The sequence below is a fragment of the Paenibacillus sp. ACRSA genome (assembly GCF_022346845.1).
Classification (GTDB): Bacteria; Bacillota; Bacilli; order Paenibacillales; family Paenibacillaceae; genus Paenibacillus.
Window position 1 is genome coordinate 66,454 of record NZ_JAKRNP010000013.1, and the last position, 18,016, is coordinate 84,469.

At 44.8% G+C, this 18,016-nt stretch carries 16 protein-coding genes; 3 read left to right on the forward strand and 13 right to left on the reverse strand.

All coding sequences use genetic code 11. From position 1 onward, the window contains the following. Positions 1-78 precede the first annotated feature (78 nt). From hisS to MH215_RS24900, 6 genes are all read right to left on the reverse strand, one after another. Positions 79-1,329 (reverse strand): histidine--tRNA ligase, encoded by a 1,251-nt coding sequence (gene hisS / locus MH215_RS24875; protein WP_239293773.1) that lies wholly within the window; start codon positions 1,327-1,329, stop codon positions 79-81. A 720-nt stretch (positions 1,330-2,049) separates the two neighbouring features. Then, on the reverse strand, positions 2,050-2,499 hold the full coding sequence (locus tag MH215_RS24880; protein ID WP_145046975.1) for a hypothetical protein: 450 nt from the start codon (positions 2,497-2,499) through the stop codon (positions 2,050-2,052). A 96-nt stretch (positions 2,500-2,595) separates the two neighbouring features. Next, positions 2,596-3,102: a type 1 glutamine amidotransferase domain-containing protein gene (locus MH215_RS24885; protein ID WP_056701229.1), complete on the reverse strand. Its 507-nt coding sequence runs from the start codon at positions 3,100-3,102 to the stop codon at positions 2,596-2,598. Between the two features lie 344 nt (positions 3,103-3,446). Further along, on the reverse strand, positions 3,447-3,614 hold the full coding sequence (locus MH215_RS24890) for a hypothetical protein (RefSeq protein WP_156395533.1): 168 nt from the start codon (positions 3,612-3,614) through the stop codon (positions 3,447-3,449). 79 nt (positions 3,615-3,693) lie between these two features. After that, positions 3,694-4,149, reverse strand: coding sequence for a D-aminoacyl-tRNA deacylase (gene dtd / locus MH215_RS24895; RefSeq protein ID WP_239293760.1), 456 nt, complete (start codon positions 4,147-4,149; stop codon positions 3,694-3,696). A 12-nt stretch (positions 4,150-4,161) separates the two neighbouring features. Continuing rightward, on the reverse strand, positions 4,162-6,339 hold the full coding sequence (locus tag MH215_RS24900; protein ID WP_145047061.1) for a RelA/SpoT family protein: 2,178 nt from the start codon (positions 6,337-6,339) through the stop codon (positions 4,162-4,164). A 382-nt stretch (positions 6,340-6,721) separates the two neighbouring features. On the opposite strand from MH215_RS24900, the gene uraA reads away from it, so the two are divergent. Beyond that, positions 6,722-8,038, forward strand: coding sequence for a uracil permease (gene uraA / locus MH215_RS24905; protein WP_239293761.1), 1,317 nt, complete (start codon positions 6,722-6,724; stop codon positions 8,036-8,038). Between the two features lie 203 nt (positions 8,039-8,241). Here the strand turns inward: uraA and MH215_RS24910 are convergent, their stop codons facing one another. The 6 genes from MH215_RS24910 to MH215_RS24935 all read right to left on the reverse strand — a co-directional run bounded on the left by MH215_RS24910 (position 8,242) and on the right by MH215_RS24935 (position 14,767). Next, positions 8,242-8,754: an adenine phosphoribosyltransferase gene (locus tag MH215_RS24910; RefSeq protein ID WP_056701222.1), complete on the reverse strand. Its 513-nt coding sequence runs from the start codon at positions 8,752-8,754 to the stop codon at positions 8,242-8,244. A gap of 37 nt (positions 8,755-8,791) precedes the next feature. Next, positions 8,792-11,200, reverse strand: a complete 2,409-nt coding sequence (gene recJ, locus MH215_RS24915) for a single-stranded-DNA-specific exonuclease RecJ (protein WP_239293762.1) — start codon at positions 11,198-11,200, stop codon at positions 8,792-8,794. A gap of 40 nt (positions 11,201-11,240) precedes the next feature. After that, a complete protein-coding gene (locus tag MH215_RS24920; protein ID WP_239293763.1) occupies positions 11,241-12,215 on the reverse strand; it encodes a cation diffusion facilitator family transporter in 975 nt (324 codons plus the stop codon). A 73-nt stretch (positions 12,216-12,288) separates the two neighbouring features. Then, positions 12,289-13,197 carry a protein translocase subunit SecF gene (gene secF / locus MH215_RS24925; RefSeq protein WP_056701216.1) on the reverse strand — a complete coding sequence of 303 codons (909 nt, stop codon included), beginning with the start codon at positions 13,195-13,197 and terminating at the stop codon, positions 12,289-12,291. Further along, positions 13,187-14,437 carry a protein translocase subunit SecD gene (gene secD, locus MH215_RS24930; RefSeq protein WP_239293764.1) on the reverse strand — a complete coding sequence of 417 codons (1,251 nt, stop codon included), beginning with the start codon at positions 14,435-14,437 and terminating at the stop codon, positions 13,187-13,189. Before secD ends, secF begins: the two co-directional genes overlap by 11 nt. A gap of 90 nt (positions 14,438-14,527) precedes the next feature. Next, on the reverse strand, positions 14,528-14,767 hold the full coding sequence (locus MH215_RS24935; RefSeq protein WP_056701711.1) for a post-transcriptional regulator: 240 nt from the start codon (positions 14,765-14,767) through the stop codon (positions 14,528-14,530). A gap of 227 nt (positions 14,768-14,994) precedes the next feature. Between MH215_RS24935 and spoVB the strand changes: the two genes are divergently transcribed. Then, positions 14,995-16,599, forward strand: a complete 1,605-nt coding sequence (spoVB, locus tag MH215_RS24940; RefSeq protein ID WP_239293765.1) for a stage V sporulation protein B — start codon at positions 14,995-14,997, stop codon at positions 16,597-16,599. An 8-nt stretch (positions 16,600-16,607) separates the two neighbouring features. Here spoVB and MH215_RS24945 read toward each other — a convergent pair whose 3' ends face one another. Further along, positions 16,608-17,324 carry a YetF domain-containing protein gene (locus MH215_RS24945; protein WP_145047063.1) on the reverse strand — a complete coding sequence of 239 codons (717 nt, stop codon included), beginning with the start codon at positions 17,322-17,324 and terminating at the stop codon, positions 16,608-16,610. A 226-nt stretch (positions 17,325-17,550) separates the two neighbouring features. On the opposite strand from MH215_RS24945, the gene MH215_RS24950 reads away from it, so the two are divergent. Next, positions 17,551-17,943 (forward strand): TIGR04086 family membrane protein, encoded by a 393-nt coding sequence (locus tag MH215_RS24950; protein WP_056701210.1) that lies wholly within the window; start codon positions 17,551-17,553, stop codon positions 17,941-17,943. Positions 17,944-18,016: the final 73 nt, after the last annotated feature.

An 18,016-nucleotide genomic window follows, 5' to 3' on the forward strand; every position in this document is an offset into this window, starting at 1 on the left:
CTACGCTCATCTGTAAGATTGCCGGATCATATATTACTTTTTATGTTTTGTTGCATTAGATAAAGTCTCAACAGATTATTACTTGCCTTGGATTGCAGTAACCAAGTCATCAAGCTTCACTGTCTGTTGTTCACCTGTATCCATGGATTTCAGTGCAATCTCACCGCGCTCTAGCTCATCATCGCCGAGAATGGCGGTGTAACGTGCTTTGAAACGGTCTGCCGACTTCATCTGTGCTTTCATCTTACGGCCGAGATAGTCACGTTCTCCGGAAATACCTGATTGACGAAGTTTGAAGAGCTGACGGTTCACTTCACGATCCGCTGCCTCGCCTAAAGCGACAAAGTAAACGTCCAGCGGAGCAAGTGTGGTAACGTCAATGTTTTGGTGTTCCAGAATGAGCTGAATCCGCTCCAAGCCAATTCCGAAACCAATCCCTGGCTGATCTGGTCCGCCAATGTCTCCCACAAGTCCGTTATATCGACCACCGCCACCTACCGTATCAATTGCACCAATACCTTGGGCCTTCAATTCAAAAGCAGTGAGTGTATAATAATCCAGTCCACGTACGAGACGATTATTCACGGCATAGTCTACACCGAAGTCATCCAGATATGCTTTTAGCTTAGCAAAGTGATTCAGGGACTCTTCATCAAGACTATCCAGAATGGACGGTGCGCCAACGAATTTATCCTGATCTACCTTACAATCGAGCACACGCAGTGGGTTACGCTCCATCCGAGATTGGCAATCTTTACAGAGCGTGTCTTTCATCGGTCTGAGGAATCCCAGCAATTGTTCGCGGTAAGCTGCACGACTGGTTGGATTGCCCACGGAGTTGATCTCCACCTTGACATCCTTCAAGCCAAGCTCTACACACAGTTGGTAACCCAGTGCAATTACTTCTGCATCAATAGCTGGATCAAGTGCTCCGATTGCCTCTACTCCAAACTGGTGAAACTGACGCTGGCGCCCTGCCTGTGGACGCTCATAACGGAACATCGGACCAATATAATACAGTTTGCTTACATCCGGTTCTCCGTAGATTTTATTCTCCACATAAGCCCTTACCACGCCCGCAGTTCCCTCAGGGCGAAGAGTCATGCTACGATTTCCCTTATCGTCAAATGTGTACATTTCCTTCTCTACAATATCCGTTGTCTCTCCAACACCCCGCACAAACAGAGAAGTTTGTTCGAAAATTGGTGTGCGAATTTCACGATAGTTGAAGCGGCGGCAAAGGTCACGTGCTTTTTCTTCTACGTACTGCCATTTCTCTACAACGCCAGGCAACAAATCTTGTGTACCTGTTGGTTTTTGAAAAGCCATCATTCATCCCTCCAGCTTTTGATATGAATTGGTTCTCTTTAGATAACAAAAAAATCCCTCGCCCTGTCGCTGTATACAGCAAACAAAGGGACGAGAGATTGTGTTTAACATTCACCCGTGGTACCACCCACATTTCGGAACCTGAAACATTAGCCGTTCAGGTGATTCGTCTGATCATACAAAAAGTGCATTTGTATGAATTCATACAGAATCATTCCGCTCAACGTGTAACGCACGTCTGCGCAGATCTGCTACTGACCTCATAAGAAGCTCAGAGTGTTCGCAGTCTGTTCTCGGGGAAGTCATTCGTCCGCTCATCAAGAGAATCCTTACAGCCTAGGGATTCCTCTCTGGTCATGTGGGTACGGAGTACTTGGTCCCGTCATCAAATCATCGTTATATGTCCTTTAACGCTCTAATCTAACGTTTGGAGTCAATATTATTTCCTGATTGTAATGAACCGCAGTGCTAAAGTCAAGGGTTAACCTGAAAAGATAACAAAAAAAAGCCCGCACACGGTGTGCGGGCTCAAATCATATATAAAAAAAAGGGGGTCATGTGTGTTATTATAAGCCCCCTATGTTAAAGCCTTATGTAACTAATATTACAGTAATATTACAAAAATGATAGCGCTTTATAAAGGAGCTGTTTTATATGTATAAAACCCCTGCAACGTCTGAGAGTCAGACGTCACAGGGGCTCGCTGGCCTATCATTTTAATTATTCGTCTAATTCCTCTACATAGGCATGGTTAGAGCGAAGCTTATGAACGATATCATCATAGTCTTCATCGCTCACTTTGGCAGACAAAACGTAATGCAGATCACTATAATCTCCCGGAGATACATCCGCAGCATTTAACAAATCTCCATCCTCATTCACGCGATCACGAGGATCTGTCTCCCTGTCACGGTCTACATCTGCGATGACTGGAACAACGTTCCCAGTCCCTGGAGCGCCAGGTGCTGTACCCACACCAACGCCTCCGCTTGTTCCTGTAGCGCCAGTAGTCGTATAGGGCACTAGAGGTATTAGAATGCGATTACTTCTGCCTACTGCACCATCCAGTTGTCCTACTTCCAAATGCTCTGTACGATACGCTTGAAGTGAGATTCTTGCTCCCTCTGCCTCATCTTCTGTTCGAAAATACGCCTGAATATGTTTTGCCATGTCAAACCCTCCTTTGTCGAGTTGAACTGCCATGTATCTAAGCTAAAATATAGTTTAGAATTCTAAACTACATAAGGCTCATTCATTTAATGGCGATTAGATGACTTTCAACAATTCACGAACAAATGCTGGTTCATCTTCAGGTGTTCTGGATGTAATATAGTTCCCATCCACTACAGCTTCATGATCCTTAAATTCTGCCCCAGCATTCACCATATCATCCTTAAGCGGTGGATAAGCCGTCACGGTACGACCTTTGAGCAAGTCTGCACTTGCCAAAATCTGTGGACCATGGCAGATCGCCGCAATAGGTTTCTTCGCACTATTAATCTCAGTTACAAACTTCAAAATGTTTGCATCTGTTCGTAGATTTTCAGGGGAAGAGCCACCAGGTATAACTACCGCGTCATAATCGGATGAAGAGACTTCTGAGATCGCCTTATCTGAGGTATAGGTCACTTTTCCTCCCTTACCTTTTAACGATTCTCCAGCCTTCAAACCGATGATCTCTACATCATGTCCGGCTTTTTTCACTTCATCATATGGCACCTGCATTTCCGAATCTTCAAAATCATTCGCCAATAAAAAAGCAACTTTACTCATAACGTACGTTCTCCTTTCCGTGTTCGAAATTTCTTGAAATCGGGGTTCTGCAGAACTGTATGTCTATCATCTCTGTTCTTTACCCGTTAAGTTGTCGTATGACTTGGCGCATCCCTGCGCCTCGTTTTGTTATTACCCTAACTGAAGGCGTTTATAACAATTCGTTTTCTTTTCTTTCGCGACTACCTTTATGTTCCAAGCGTATCTTTGGCCACCATACCAAAAAGACCTGAATCATATAAATGAAATCAGGTCTTCTTTATAGGTTAGTCATTTCAAACAGAATTCCGTTCAAGAGTCCGTTTCAAGCTCACTTCTATGTGCCATGCAGGATCACACTTAACTCAGCTACGTGGAAGTCTGCTCTGCTCCCCTTTGTCTGCGTTCTCCAGCGCCCACACTGTTGAAGCATATTCAGCAGCTGCACGGGCAAGTTGAAGCGATTCATATAAATTCCCTGGTAGAAGTAAGGGTTCGATGCGTGATCGTGTTTCCTTAACAGATTGACGCATAATGGCAGGATACTCCTTTGACAATAAATTTCATCGGTTGGATATCCTACATTATGACCAGATTACGATCTCATTATGCTCACGAGCTTGGATTACTAGGACTTTCAAGCATTAGGGTGACTGGCCCCCAATTCGTGAAGGTCACATCCATCATAGCGCCGAAACGCCCTGTTTCTACTTGAATGCCTTTATCCCGCAACAACTGATTGAACAGCTCATATAACGTTTCCGCTGCATCCGGTCTGGCCGCAGCCGCGAAGCTAGGACGTTTTCCTTTCCGGCAGTCGCCATACAACGTAAATTGAGACACAGATAACACGGCTCCGCCCACATCCAAGAGGCTAAGATTCATCTTCTCCTGCTCATCTTCAAAAATACGAAGTCCTGCAACTTTGTCAGCCAAATACTGGGCGTCCTTTTCCGTATCCTCATGCGTAATGCCAACGAGCAGCATTAACCCTGACTCAATCCGTCCCGTCAACTCATTATGCACAGTGACCTGAGCCTCTTTACAGCGTTGCACAAGCACTCTCATTGCACAGGCTCCTTACTGCATAATCCGGTGCACCGAATAGACATCCTTCACCCGTTTGATTCGTTCTACCACGGCATGCAGATGCTCTGTATTCCGAATCAAAATAGTGACATGCACCAACGCTAATTTATTTTTGTCTGTCCGTCCTGTAACGGCAGAAATATTCGTTTTACTTTCGGAGACAGCTTGAAGTACCTCATTAAGCAAGCCATTACGATCATGACCTGTTATTTCGATATCCACACTGTAGCTCGCTTCAATATTCTCTTCCCACTCGACCTCAATGACACGTGCTGCTTCTTCCCCATCTGCACTAGTTGGAATATTGGGACAGTCGCTACGATGGACAGAAACACCACGTCCACGTGTAACATATCCGATAATTTCATCTCCAGGAACAGGGTTGCAACAACGGGCAAAACGAACAAGCAGATTATCTATTCCTTTGACACGAATGCCGTTGGTCGGACGATTTTTGCGTTCTGGTGCAGGCTTCAATTCGCGCATCTCGGAATTCAGTTCCAGTAAGCTGGATTCTTCCTGCTCTTTACGCAGCTTCTCCGTTGCTTTGGTCACAATCTGCGCAGCCGTAATTCCGCCGAACCCGACAGCTGCAAGCATATCGTCAATGTCGTTAAATGCGTATTTTTTGGCTGCTTCCTGCAACTTGTCGTCCGTCATCCAAGCAGATGGATCAAGCCCCATACGTTTGAGCTCACGTTCACAGCTCTCGCGTCCTTTTTCCACATTCTCTTCACGCCGTTCCTTCTTGAACCATTGCTTGATTTTCGCTCGCGCATGGGACGATTTGGCGATTTTGAGCCAGTCCTGACTCGGACCATACGAATGCTTGGACGTCAAAATTTCAATAATATCGCCGGTCTTCAGGTGATAATCAAGTGGTACAATGCGACCATTCACCTTAGCTCCAATCGTACGATTACCTACTTCCGTATGAATCCTGTAGGCAAAGTCGAGTGGCACAGAACCTGTTGGAAGTTCAATGACTTCTCCCTTCGGTGTAAATACAAACACGAGATCAGAGAAAAAGTCCATTTTGAGCGATTCCACAAACTCAGAAGCATCTTGAGCCTCATTCTGAAGTTCGAGGATTTCACGGAAGAACGTAATTTTATCTTCGAAATTGTTGCCTGAAGCCACGCCTTCCTTGTACGCCCAGTGGGCAGCGATACCGAACTCAGCGGTACGGTGCATATCCCACGTTCTGATCTGAACCTCGGTTGGTTCACCATTAGGGCCAACGACCGTTGTATGCAAGGATTGATACATGTTCGCCTTCGGCATTGCGATATAATCTTTGAACCGTCCTGGCATCGGTTTCCATAAGGTGTGTATAATTCCGAGCGTCGCATAACAGTCCTTAATATTATCCACAATAATACGAATGGCAAGCAGGTCATATATCTCATTGAATTGTTTGTTTTTGGTTGTCATTTTCTTAAACACGCTGTAGATATGTTTCGGACGGCCTGATAGGTCTGCCTGAATTCCCATCTCTTCCAGCTTACTCGTGATTCCATCCATAACCGTATCAATGTATTGCTCTCGTTCTGCACGCTTCTTGTGCATCAGATTCGCAATGCGGTAGTATTGCTGCGGATTCAAATAACGGAGGGCGATGTCCTCCATTTCCCATTTGATTGCAGAGATACCTAGACGGTTCGCAATTGGACAGAAAATTTCCAACGTCTCATACGAGATTCGGCGCTGGCTTTCTTCTGATTGAAATTTCAACGTCCGCATATTATGCAGACGATCCGCTAATTTAATGACGATTACACGAATATCCTGCGCCATAGCGATAAACATCTTACGATAGTTCTCGTTCTGTTGCTCTTCTTTGGAGCGAAACTGAATTCGTTCCAGCTTCGTCAAACCGTCAACAAGCATAGCACACGTATTGCCAAAATGATTGCGAATTTCTTCAAGGGACACCGTAGTGTCTTCTACTACATCATGAAGAAGCGCTGCAATAATGGAGATGGTGTCCATCTGCATGTTCACAACAATATCGGCAACCGCAAGCGGATGCAGAATATAAGGTTCTCCCGATTTTCGCGTCTGTCCGTGATGTGCCTGATCCGCAAATTCGTAAGCTTCACGTATGCGCACCAAATCAGGTTCTTTGATGTAGGCTCCGGCCTTCTCGAGTAATTGCTCTATGCCCATTCTGATCTGTTCCGTGTCCTTTCTATACAAAATGGAACCCGTGACATTGCATGAACACAGGTTCCCCGTAAAAGTAATTTCCTATAATTATGACGCTTCACCCGTTTCCCGTCAACTGCTGACGAATAAGAGTAAGTTTTCCATTTTTTTAGCTGAAAATATGTATTCTGTTCCCATGCTGATGCTTCCTGTAAATGTTCGGTTTAATCGAAGAAAAATGAGTATTCCTCTGTATTATTATTCCCGATCCTAGCTGAAATAGAATATAAAGTATAAAAAAACAGCTCAAACCCATGCTATTACACAAAATGTTATTGCTTAATTAAGAGAAACTCTGTAATCTATTGAAAGTTTGTGTTTCGGAAAAGGAGATGAACATTCAGTGCAACGCGAAATTCAGGTTAATCAAAAGATGCCGCTCGGCTCAGGTTCGCTGCTTAGCCTTCAGCATTTGTTCGCCATGTTTGGAAGTACGGTGCTTGTACCGAATCTCTTCGGTGTCGACCCAAGTATGATTTTGCTAATGAACGGAATTGGAACACTATTGTACATATTGATGTGTAAAGGGAAGATTCCTGCTTACCTGGGCTCCAGCTTTGCTTTTATTGCACCAGTACAGTCTGTTTTACTCACTCATCCAGGCAACGGATATTCAATGGCTCTTGGTGCTTTTATCATCACAGGCATCGTGTTCTGTATTGTAGCTATCATAATTAAATATGCAGGTACAGGCTGGATTAACGTTGTCTTTCCCCCAGCAGCTATGGGTGCGATTGTAGCGTTAATTGGGTTAGAGCTCATTCCTGTTGCAGCCGGAATGGCAGGGCTTATTAATCCAGAACCTCTCAAGAACCCTGACTGGGTTCCACAAGCTAAACCAATTATATTATCCATGGTCACTTTAGGTGTTACTGTTATAGGTGCTGTAACGTTCCGCGGATTTCCCAAAATCATTCACATTTTGATCGGTATTGTGACAGGTTATGCACTTGGTTTCGTCATGAAGGCTGTTGAGACGGAGAAGATTGCTGATGCTAGCATTGTATCTCTTCCAACGATTACAACACCAACGTTTGATTGGTCAGTCATCCTAACGATTCTACCTGTGGCTCTTGTTGTTATTGTAGAACACATTGGTCACCTGCTTGTAACGAGCAGCATTGTAGGTAAGGATCTATCCAAAGACCCAGGTTTGCACCGCTCTCTACTCGGTAATGGTGTCTCCACCATTCTATCTGGTTTTGTTGGATCTACGCCAAATACAACCTATGGCGAGAACATCGGCGTTATGGCCTTAACCAAAGTGTACTCGATCTATGTGATTGGTGGCGCAGCCATCATCGCGATCATCCTTTCCTTCTCAGGAACGTTCTCGGCTCTAATTGCCAATATTCCTGATCCAGTTATGGGCGGTGTTTCCCTGCTTCTATTTGGTGTCATTGCCGCATCTGGTTTACGCATTCTGGTTGAACAAAAAGTTGATTTTACTAAACCAACAAACCTGATTCTAACAACAATCGTGCTTGTGGTTGGACTAAGTGGAACCGAAGTAAGTTTCTATGGTGTTCATCTGAAAGGTATGGCACTTGCAACAATTGCTGGCATCTTGATGAGCCTGTTATTCAAACTGTTTGATGTATTAGGCTTGTCTAACGATAAGTCAGAAAATCAACCTTTGACAGAGAAAACACCAGACTGATATATAATTCGGTTCAAAATAATACTTAAACACGAATTACCTTTATGAAGGTATAAAGTTTATCAAAAGCAAAAAGCCTGTTCTCTCACACCATTAAGGAATGAGGGAACAGGCTTCTTTATAATAGTTAATGCTGTATATTATTTCCCGGGAAACGGGAGAGCCAATTCGCGTTCAATCACAGCAAGCTCTATGCTGAAATCTTAGTAGTTCATCAATGTAAATACATCAATTTCAGGCAACTTGGCACGTCCATTCAGATCAGAAAGCTCAATCAGGAAGGCTGCACCAACAACTTTACCACCCAATTGTTCAATCAAATTGATGGAAGTCGCAATCGTTCCACCCGTTGCAAGCAGATCGTCCGCAATCAGAACATTTTGTCCCTTTTCAATCGCATCTGTATGCATAGCGAGTGTATCCTTGCCATACTCGAGATCATAACCAACTTCAATCGTCTCTCCTGGCAATTTTCCGCTTTTACGGATCGGAGCGAAACCGACACCAAGAGCATAAGCCAGAGGGGCGCCCACAACGAAACCACGTGCTTCAGGTCCGGCAATCACATCAATTTTCAGATCAGAAACCATTGTTTTGATCTCATTGATTGCATTGCGGTACATTTCTCCATCCTTCAACAATGTTGTAATGTCCTTGAAGCTGATTCCCGGTTGTGGAAAGTCAGGAATGACACGAATATACTCTTTAAAATCCAAAATAATCTCCTCCTAAAATAAATAGCACAACTTCCATCTAAGATACGCCCTTCATCCGGGATATCATCCATTGTGTCAGCTGAGGCGTAGATGCATCCAGCATCACTTGCTCCGTCTCGGCCATACTTTCCAGCGCCTGATAATGACGTGACGCGGTTAGCTCACGTTTGGGTGGGTTATCCACAAACGCAATTTTTCCAGAATCTCTTGTAATGAAGGATAACTCCTCAAATACATCAAGCATCATGGTGATCATACGTGGAGAACAGCCACATTGACGGCTGAGTACGGGAGTAATCTCTTTTTCCCCCACCGGTTCAGCTCGCCATTTCGATACGAGCATATAGATTCGCTTGAATAGTTCTCTGGAAGGCATCTGAAGGCGATCTCGGCGGTTGCCTGATCCGTGCAGAAGGATGATATTCTCTGCTCCGCTGAACAAAGCCAGCATAGCATCAAGTTGTTCCGGAGTTTCCGGCGTATCAAACACAAATAACGTCCGGATCTGTTCCTGTCCATATTGCTGCGCAGCAGCATTACACGGAAACAACCCGACCTTTCTATCATATACCCAAAGGCACGGTTCATACAATGAATTTCCCTCAGAAACATTCGTTTCGTTCTTAACGATTGCACCGACCGAGCCAGATTTGTACCGTAAATGTACTTCTAGTGTGCTCAGGAACTGCTTCATTGTACTCAGCGGTTCACCATTTCCTCTTAAGTCAAACACTTGTGCATGAGGCACATGAATGTCTTGGAGCATCAATTGTGGTTTGCGCATTCCATTCCACTCATTAATCGACAGCTCGCCCATAACGTCAATGATGGAACCCACTGGTAAAAATTCAGCTAGCGCTCCTTTGCCAAAGGCCACGGTCTCTAACTGTTGCCCGTCTTGTTCCAGAACAAGTTTCAGATGGCGTTTCTCTCGCCCCATCGTTCGGGTCTCTTTAACCGTAACATTTCTAAATACGAAACGGGGAGAAGGATTGCTCATCCCAAACGGTTGCAGTCTGTCAATTTCTTGAATGACTTGTAGAGGTACATCACTAATGCGACATTCATCATCTGCAAGACGCTGAGGTACAAAATCCTCCTCGGTTAGAACCGCTGCAGCAAACTCGTTCAAGCCTTGCTCAAGCTCTTCCAACTGATCTCGATGGAGTGTCATACCTGCCGCCGCCGGATGTCCCCCGTAATGATCCATGGAGTCTTTGCAAGCCGTTAATGCTTCATAGATATCCAATCCGTCAATGGAACGGGCAGAGCCTTTACAAATCCCGCTCTGAGGATCAATGCCCAGAATTAGTGTTGGCCGATAGTAACGTTCCAGCAACTTGGATGCAACGATACCTACAACGCCAACATTCCACCCTTCTCCCGCAAGAACGATCACATCGGGAACAGCACCAGAGCGAAGCTCTATTTTCTGTTCTAATTGAGCTGTTGCTTCTTGAAGAATCCCCTCAACAACCTGTTGCCTCTCTCTGTTAAGCAGATCTAATTGACCTGCAAGTGTATGAGCTTCGTCTAAATCTTCAGTCGTCAGAAGAGATACAGCTCGTCCTGCATGATCCAAACGTCCACTTGCATTGATACGAGGCGCCATTGCAAATGCAATATTAATGGACGTTACTTGACTCTGATCCACACCACTAATCTCAAGGAGAGCACTTACACCAGGTAAGCGTGAACCACGCATAGATTCAATTCCGTAACTGACAATAACACGATTCTCACCTTCGAGCGGCATCAAGTCAGCGACGGTACCAATTGCTGCGATCTCCATCCATTCACCTGGAACTTCACCAATGAGAGCCTGAGCCAGCTTCAGAGCTACGCCTGCGCCCGCCAGCCCCTTAAATGGATAAGGACATTCGGGCAGTTTCGGATTAATAAGTGTGTACGCCTCAGGAAGTATCTCAGGTGGTTCATGGTGATCCGTGACAATCACTTCTATCCCTAGCGTGGACGCGTAGGCAATCTGCTCTACTGCACTTATGCCAGTATCGACGGTAATCACTAGCGTCACACCTTGTTGTTGCGCCCAATCTAATGCATGATTGTGGAGTCCATAACCTTCGTTGGAGCGATGGGGAATATAAATATCGTAGGATGCTCCCAAATGGCGCATCAGATGGATCATCAGTGAAGTACTAGAGACACCATCTGCGTCATAATCTCCATAAATTAAAATATGTTCTTCCCGCTCAATAGCCTGACGTATCCGTGGTACAGCTTCTTTCATACCAAGAAGGAGATAAGGATCATGCATCTGATTCAGATCTGGATGCAAGAACCGTTCGGCCTCCATTTCATTATGAACCCCGCGACTAACTAACAAACGTCCAACAAGAGATGACACGGAAAGCGCCTGCGAGAGTCCCGCAGCCGCATCCAAATCAATATGTGGTGTATTCCACCGGTATTGCGAATAAAGCAATAATAACGCTCCTTTCTTGATCTACGGGATCCGAGCTCCATTACTGAATTAATGTCGCTTCATGATCGGGCAGTTCATGATTGGATTTATAAGGATACCCAGGGTCATAGGGTACTGCCTGAATCTGTACTTCCTTTACATGGCTGAAGCGAGTGAAGAGCAGCGTTTTGGCTCGATTAGATATCTCCTGAGCCTCCAAAACGGAGATTCGTGGATTAACGCTAATGATGAGTTCAATGGTAACGGCATGCTCCTGTTCGCGCGCAACCAGTTGTTCGATGGTAATGACGCCGTACACTCGCTGCACAGTCTCTTTGAAATCGAGAGCCTCTTCCTGTTGCAGTTCTTGCACTAAAGAACCATATACTGTGTCTACAATCATTCTATAACCTTTATGAAACACGAAACAAGATGCAATTAATGCCGCTGCTGGATCCATGTACAGAAGCATACTCCACCCTGACATCTCCCCGATCATTGAACCAATGATCCCAACCAATACCGTAAGTGAGCAGTAAAGCGCCCGGCGATGCTGCTGAGCATAGGTCAATGCTTGTGCTTGATTTCTTTTCCGGAAATACCTGTATTGAAATTGGAAAATGGCTTCTTTGATCGCTAAGGCTGCAAAGGCTGCGACAAGTGCATGCTGATACTTATCAGATGCCACTGGAACATCGCCTATTAGGCTACTTAGGGCTGAAATTGCAATCTGTAATCCTCCCATAAGAATGAGAACAGACAACAAAACCGATATCCCTGGTCTCGCTACACGTGAATGCTCCGTAGACCGCGTAGCTGCTCGATCTGTATCCTTGCTCTTGTGCCTTACAGAATGGGAAGGGAATAGTCCCGCCAGTGAAGAGGCAGCTTCTGAGGCGGAGTACAGACCATCTGCGAGCAACGATTTGCTATTGGCTAAATAACCGACAACAGCCTTAATTACTGCAAGCGTCATATTCCCAGCAATACCACTCCACGTTGCCGCCTGAACCGTCGGAATATGTTCTCTGGCCATGGAAATTCCCCCTTGTTTCTGTCTCTAAAGTTACAAAGCCGCGCCTAATAGACGCGACTTCACAATAAGATGTTTAGTTAGATGCTTTAGCCGCTGTTTTTGGCTTATCAATTTGTTTACCTTTGAGTACCAGCCATAGTGGAGCAGCGATAAAGATGGAAGAATACGCACCGAACAGCGTTCCGATTACCATGGCAAGCGAGAACATACGAATGGACTCTCCGCCGAATATGAACAAACAGATGGAAGCTGCAAATACGGTAAATGTCGTATTCAAGGAACGTGTCATCGTTTGTGCCAAACTGCTGTTAACGACCTGGCGCAAATCTGCTTTGGTTGTCTTTTTGGCAAAACGTAAATTCTCACGGATTCGGTCAAAGATAACGATCGTATCGTTGATCGAGAAACCGACGATGGTCAATACAGCGGTAATAAAGGTCAAATCTACTTCCAGACGGAAGATCGAGAATACACTTATTACAACAAATGCATCGTGGAAGAGAGCAATAACTGCCGCCAAACCGAACCGCCATTCAAAACGAATAGCTACATAAATCATGATCCCGATACTTGCAATGAGAACGGCATAGATCGCATTACGTTCTAATTCTTTCGCCATCTCGGGATCTACCGTGTTTACTTCGTAAGAAGCAGCGGAATCCAACTTGCTGAATTCCTGCTTAAATGTACTCTCTTGCGTTTCATCAAGCTCATTGGAAAAACGAACGTTAACCCGTTCTGCACCTGGTGTGATCGTTACATCGCCCTCATCAACACCAAGATCAGCAACTATAGGCCTAATCTGTTCTGTTGTAATTTCTTTGGATACTGAAATATCAACATTCGATCCAGCACGGAAATCAACCGCATAGTTCAAACCAAGCGCAAGAATACTAACAATCCCCGTAACGGTTAAAATAATCGAAAAAATATAGGCAATCTTACTGCCTTTAACATAATCATAATTCCAATTAAAGCGCACGAATTTCACTCTCCTTCACTCCGAAGTACTTAGGCTTCTTCAAGACGTTACCCCGTACGAGCAAGGTTAACAGGAAGCGGGAGAAGAAAATATTCGTGATAATACTTGTGACGATGTCAAAAATCAACACAAGTGCGAAACCTTTAACTGCACCCGTACCCAAGAAGAACATAACAGCAGCAGCAATGATCGTTGTTATGTTAGAGTCGATAATCGTGCGGAAGGAATGTTTACTACCCGCTTTGACCGAAGACAAGATCGACTTACCACTCCGCATCTCTTCTTTGATCCGTTCGTACGTGATGATGTTAGCGTCAACCGCCATACCTATACCTAGAATGAATGCCGCGATCCCTGGAAGGGTAAGTACAAACTCCCCTAGGTAGAAAATAGCAAGCACCAGCCACGTATGTGTAATCAACGCAAAGCTCGCAATGATACCCGGAATACGATATATTCCAATCATAAATACGAGGATAATAACGGAACCAATCAAGCCCGCTTTGATCGTCTGATCCAAAGACAATTTACCCAGTGTTGCACCAACACTTTGTGAATATTTCTCTGTAAGTTTCAGCGGAAGCGCGCCCAGGTTAATCGTATCACGAAGCTGGTTTGCTTCTTCGCGCGAATAGGAACCTGAGATTTGAGCAGAACCATCTGTTAATTGTTGTCTAACCGTTGGCGCAGACAGCAACTCATCATCCAAATAAATGGCGAGAGGTTGTCCGATCAAACGTTTAGTGATCTCAGAAAATTTAGCTTTGTCTTTCACTTGAATGTCGATCATCGGCTCATTTAACTGCGTGAACACGACTTTTGCAGCATTCTCGACAAATTCATTACCACGTAGTTCGATCTTGGTGTATTCGCCTTCCTTGTCCCCCTCAGCTTTACTGCGGAAGGTCAATACTGCTGGTTCTTTCATTTTGGCCCTAACTTCAGCCTCGTCCGTAACCCCTGCCAACTTCAATCGAATCCGGTTGCTTCCCTCAGTGGTTACCTCCGGCTCGCTTGTTCCGAGCGCATTGGCACGGCTTTCCAGACTCTTGGCTGTTTGCACCAAAGATGCTTTGGTGACTTGTTGTCCCTCATCAAGCGGCTCTGCTTCATATAAGATCTCGTAGCCTCCTTTTAAATCAAGGCCCAAGCGTATATTTTTGAGCAGCTCCGGGCTTGTTCCCACCATTACCCCTGTGGTGACAAGCACGACCAGAATGAAACTGATAATTCTTTTCATGCCGTTCCTAGATCCCCTTTCGTTCTCAATATTCCTATTATAGCGATGCCGTAAAAAGCAGTCAATTTTCAACAAAAAAGATCCCTTTCGCTAGAAAGAGGATCCCCGGTATGCAGACACGGTCATAAAGTTCATAAAGCTTGTTGCTTTCAGTGACAAAATGTCGTTCACCAGCTGGTGAAGCGGTGGAATGCCCTGCTTTTCATATTTATGACTGACGCAATTCCAGACATCTTTGCTGGTCACATATTCATAACCTACAAGCCTAAACTCTTCCGCCTTGCTGCAGCAGAGCATCTCAATGGATTGTTCCATCTCCATATCGTTCATTTCCTCCAACGGGGATTAGCCTCCCTTCCCACACACAAGCCTTTATGCGGCATCAATATTACATCATTCGACTTCCCCTGGTCATATTCCTTCTTGCTGTTGATGGATCTTTTTGTTAATCGTGATCAATTTGTCATGAGAAGATGATGGACTGGCATAGGATGAAGAACAACGGCTTGGTCCCGTTAACGAAACCTGTTACTTTCATTCGGGAAAGAGGGGTAGTCTTGAAGAAGCAGACATTTATCCAGGGAGCTATGATCCTGCTCGCCGCAGGCATTATTAATCGTATTCTCGGATTCATCCCACGCATTGCATTACCACGGGTTATCGGAGCAGAAGGCGTCGGAATCTATCAATTAAGTTACCCCTTCTTCATCGTGCTCGTAACCTTGATTACAGGCGGCATACCGCTTGCCGTCGCCAAACTCGTAGCTGAAGCAGACACAGGTGCGAATCGTTTTTCGCCTCAACGGATTTTGCAAATCAGCTTAGCCTTTACGTTGACGCTTGGTGTGATTTTTATGTTTCTGTGCATTGTCTTTGCCCCTTGGGTTACACGTTATGTTCTTACAGATGAGCGAGTATACCACACCTTTGTTAGCATGAGCCCCATGATTGCAATTATCGCTGTGTCGGCTGTTTACAGAGGTTACTTTCAAGGTAAGCAAAATATGATTCCTACGGCAGCTTCCTCTATTGTTGAAACGATTGTACGTATTATTTGCGTCATTTGGTTTGCTTGGTTGCTGCTTCCACAAGGTATTGCTCAGGCTGCCGCTGGTGCAATGCTGGGTGCTCTGGTCGGTGAATTCATTGGCATGCTCGTACTGCTATGGAATTACCATAGGCAAAAAAACGATACCGAGCCTCTTTACACTCCGCCGTCAGTCTTACCTCAAGCACAAAACAGTCTCGGTTCAGTTGCTCAGCCCAATCATTCACTTATTCGCCGTTTGTTAGCCATCTCTGTACCTGTTACGGCAGGACGATTGGTCGGCTCCTTATCCTATCTTGCCGAAACTATCGTAACAGCGCAAAGCTTGGCCATTGCAGGTATTTCACGAGGATTAGCTACCGCCCAGTACGGAGCACTACAAGGCATGATTATTCCATTATTATTGCTTCCAGGAGCACTTACCTCATCACTTGCAACATCTCTTGTCCCTTCATTGTCTGAAGCATCTGCGCAGGGTGATCGGGCCTTGATTAATAAACGCATGCATCAAGCTTTAAGGCTTGCACTCGTTACAGGTGCTCCTTTTTCTGTTTTTATGTATGTGCTTGCCGAACCGATGTGCCTTATTCTCTATAATGATGCATCGATTGGAAGCATGCTGAAACTCATGGCTCCTTTTGCTCTCTTCATTTACATTCAGGCTCCTCTGCAGGCCGCATTACAAGCACTTGATCGTCCGGGAAAAGCATTGCTTAATACGTTTATCGGAGCTGTTATCAAAATCACATTGATCCTACTGCTCGCTTCACGTCCTGAATACGGCATCTTTGGTGCAATTATTGCTATATGTGCTAACTCCACAATCGTAACTCTTTTACATGCACGAAGTGTACGTACTTTACTTCAATTTCGTTTCAAGGTTATGGACTGGGTTAAGACAGGCACAGGCATGTTCATCATGGGCGCAGCCACTCTTCTTGTCTTTGAGCATACTGTCGTTATTCTGCCACTATGGGCAAGAATGATTCTTGCTCCAGCCATAGGGCTAATCGTCTATTTGATCGTGATGGGTTTGACACGTATGATTGATTTTCATGATTTGTCTCGTGCACCTATCATCGGTTCGTGGTTTGAACGCAGATCACGTAAATAAGCAACGTCTTATTTGGAATCATCCTTCAGGCTAACAAAAACTTTGCCATTGTGATCAATTGAACAGATAAATACTTCCTTGAAATCAAGGATGCCTTTTTGCTGAATCTGATTTTTAAGCCAGAATCTTGTCTTTTGAATCAGCTCCAGATTTTGATCCTGAACTTTTCCATCCATGATTAGTGGTAAGGGCAGACCTTCATATTTAATATTTTGAAACCCATCCACTCGATCTTGCCTGGCTTTTTGTTTCGTATGTGCACTGCCTCTGTTATTTGATGATCCATTTCCACCTGAATTACTTTGGTTGCTTTGATTACTCGGGAAAACAGTTAATTTACCTGTCGTCTCCAGAATCGCAAACTCGACATCACCAATGCTGTCTATATTCTGCTCACGTAGTTGAAGTAACAGGTCATCTAAGTTATATCGCTGCTTACGCATCTCATCCCGATGCAAGGTTCCTTTGGAGATGAGAACTGTTGGTTTGCCATCAATCATTAGGCGGAGTCTACGACTTTTGAGACTGACAAATGCCATACCAATCTGCATTATAAGTACAGTTAGCATAGGCACAATTCCGTGAGATAAAGGTTTTTCCATATCCTCAATGACAAAGGCCGCAATCTCTGCAAGCATAATGGACACGACCAGGTCAAACATGGACAGCTTTCCAATTTCCCTTTTCCCCATCACTCGGATCGCGCCATAGACAATGAAATACATGAGGATCGTTCGAAAAACATGTGCTCCGATATCTGAGAAGTTCACGACAAGGTTCCTCCTTTGTTTGAGTTATCCATAGGCACCTGTAGCGTAATCCCTATTTTGACCCGAAGCTGACATGCTCATGCAGATCACATCAATTCATTTAATGGAAAATTCAGTTCATAAGTCTGAAGGCTTGACCATACACTGTATTAATTTCAAACTTGTACAAGGGGGATGCTTCATGCAGCTGATTCGCCGAGTGATCTCGTTTCGAATGTCCAACCCGATTTTGTCAGGTCTCTGTCATGCCTTTGTTTGGATGTTATTAGGAGCACTGGTTCTTTCCTTATTTCTCTGGATGACTGGGATGCGGGAGCAGGATCTTTCCCTGTATACTTACGTTGTTCATGCGCTGTCGCTACTCATTGGTGGATTCGTGGCTGGCAAAAGATCCGGTGAAAAGGGATGGTACCACGGAGGTCTAACGGGTGTCGTTTATGGCATAATCGTATTGATCATTGGATTTCTGGCACTGGATGCTTCGTTCAACTGGAAGGATAGCCTGCAACTCGCAAGTGCATTTCTAATCTCTGCTCTAGGTGGAATTTTCGGAGTAAACACACAGCGAAACTAACAGTCAACGAGTTCTTGGTATATGGAATATGAGTTCCTGATCAGACTATAAAATAAAAAAAAGAACCGGGGCT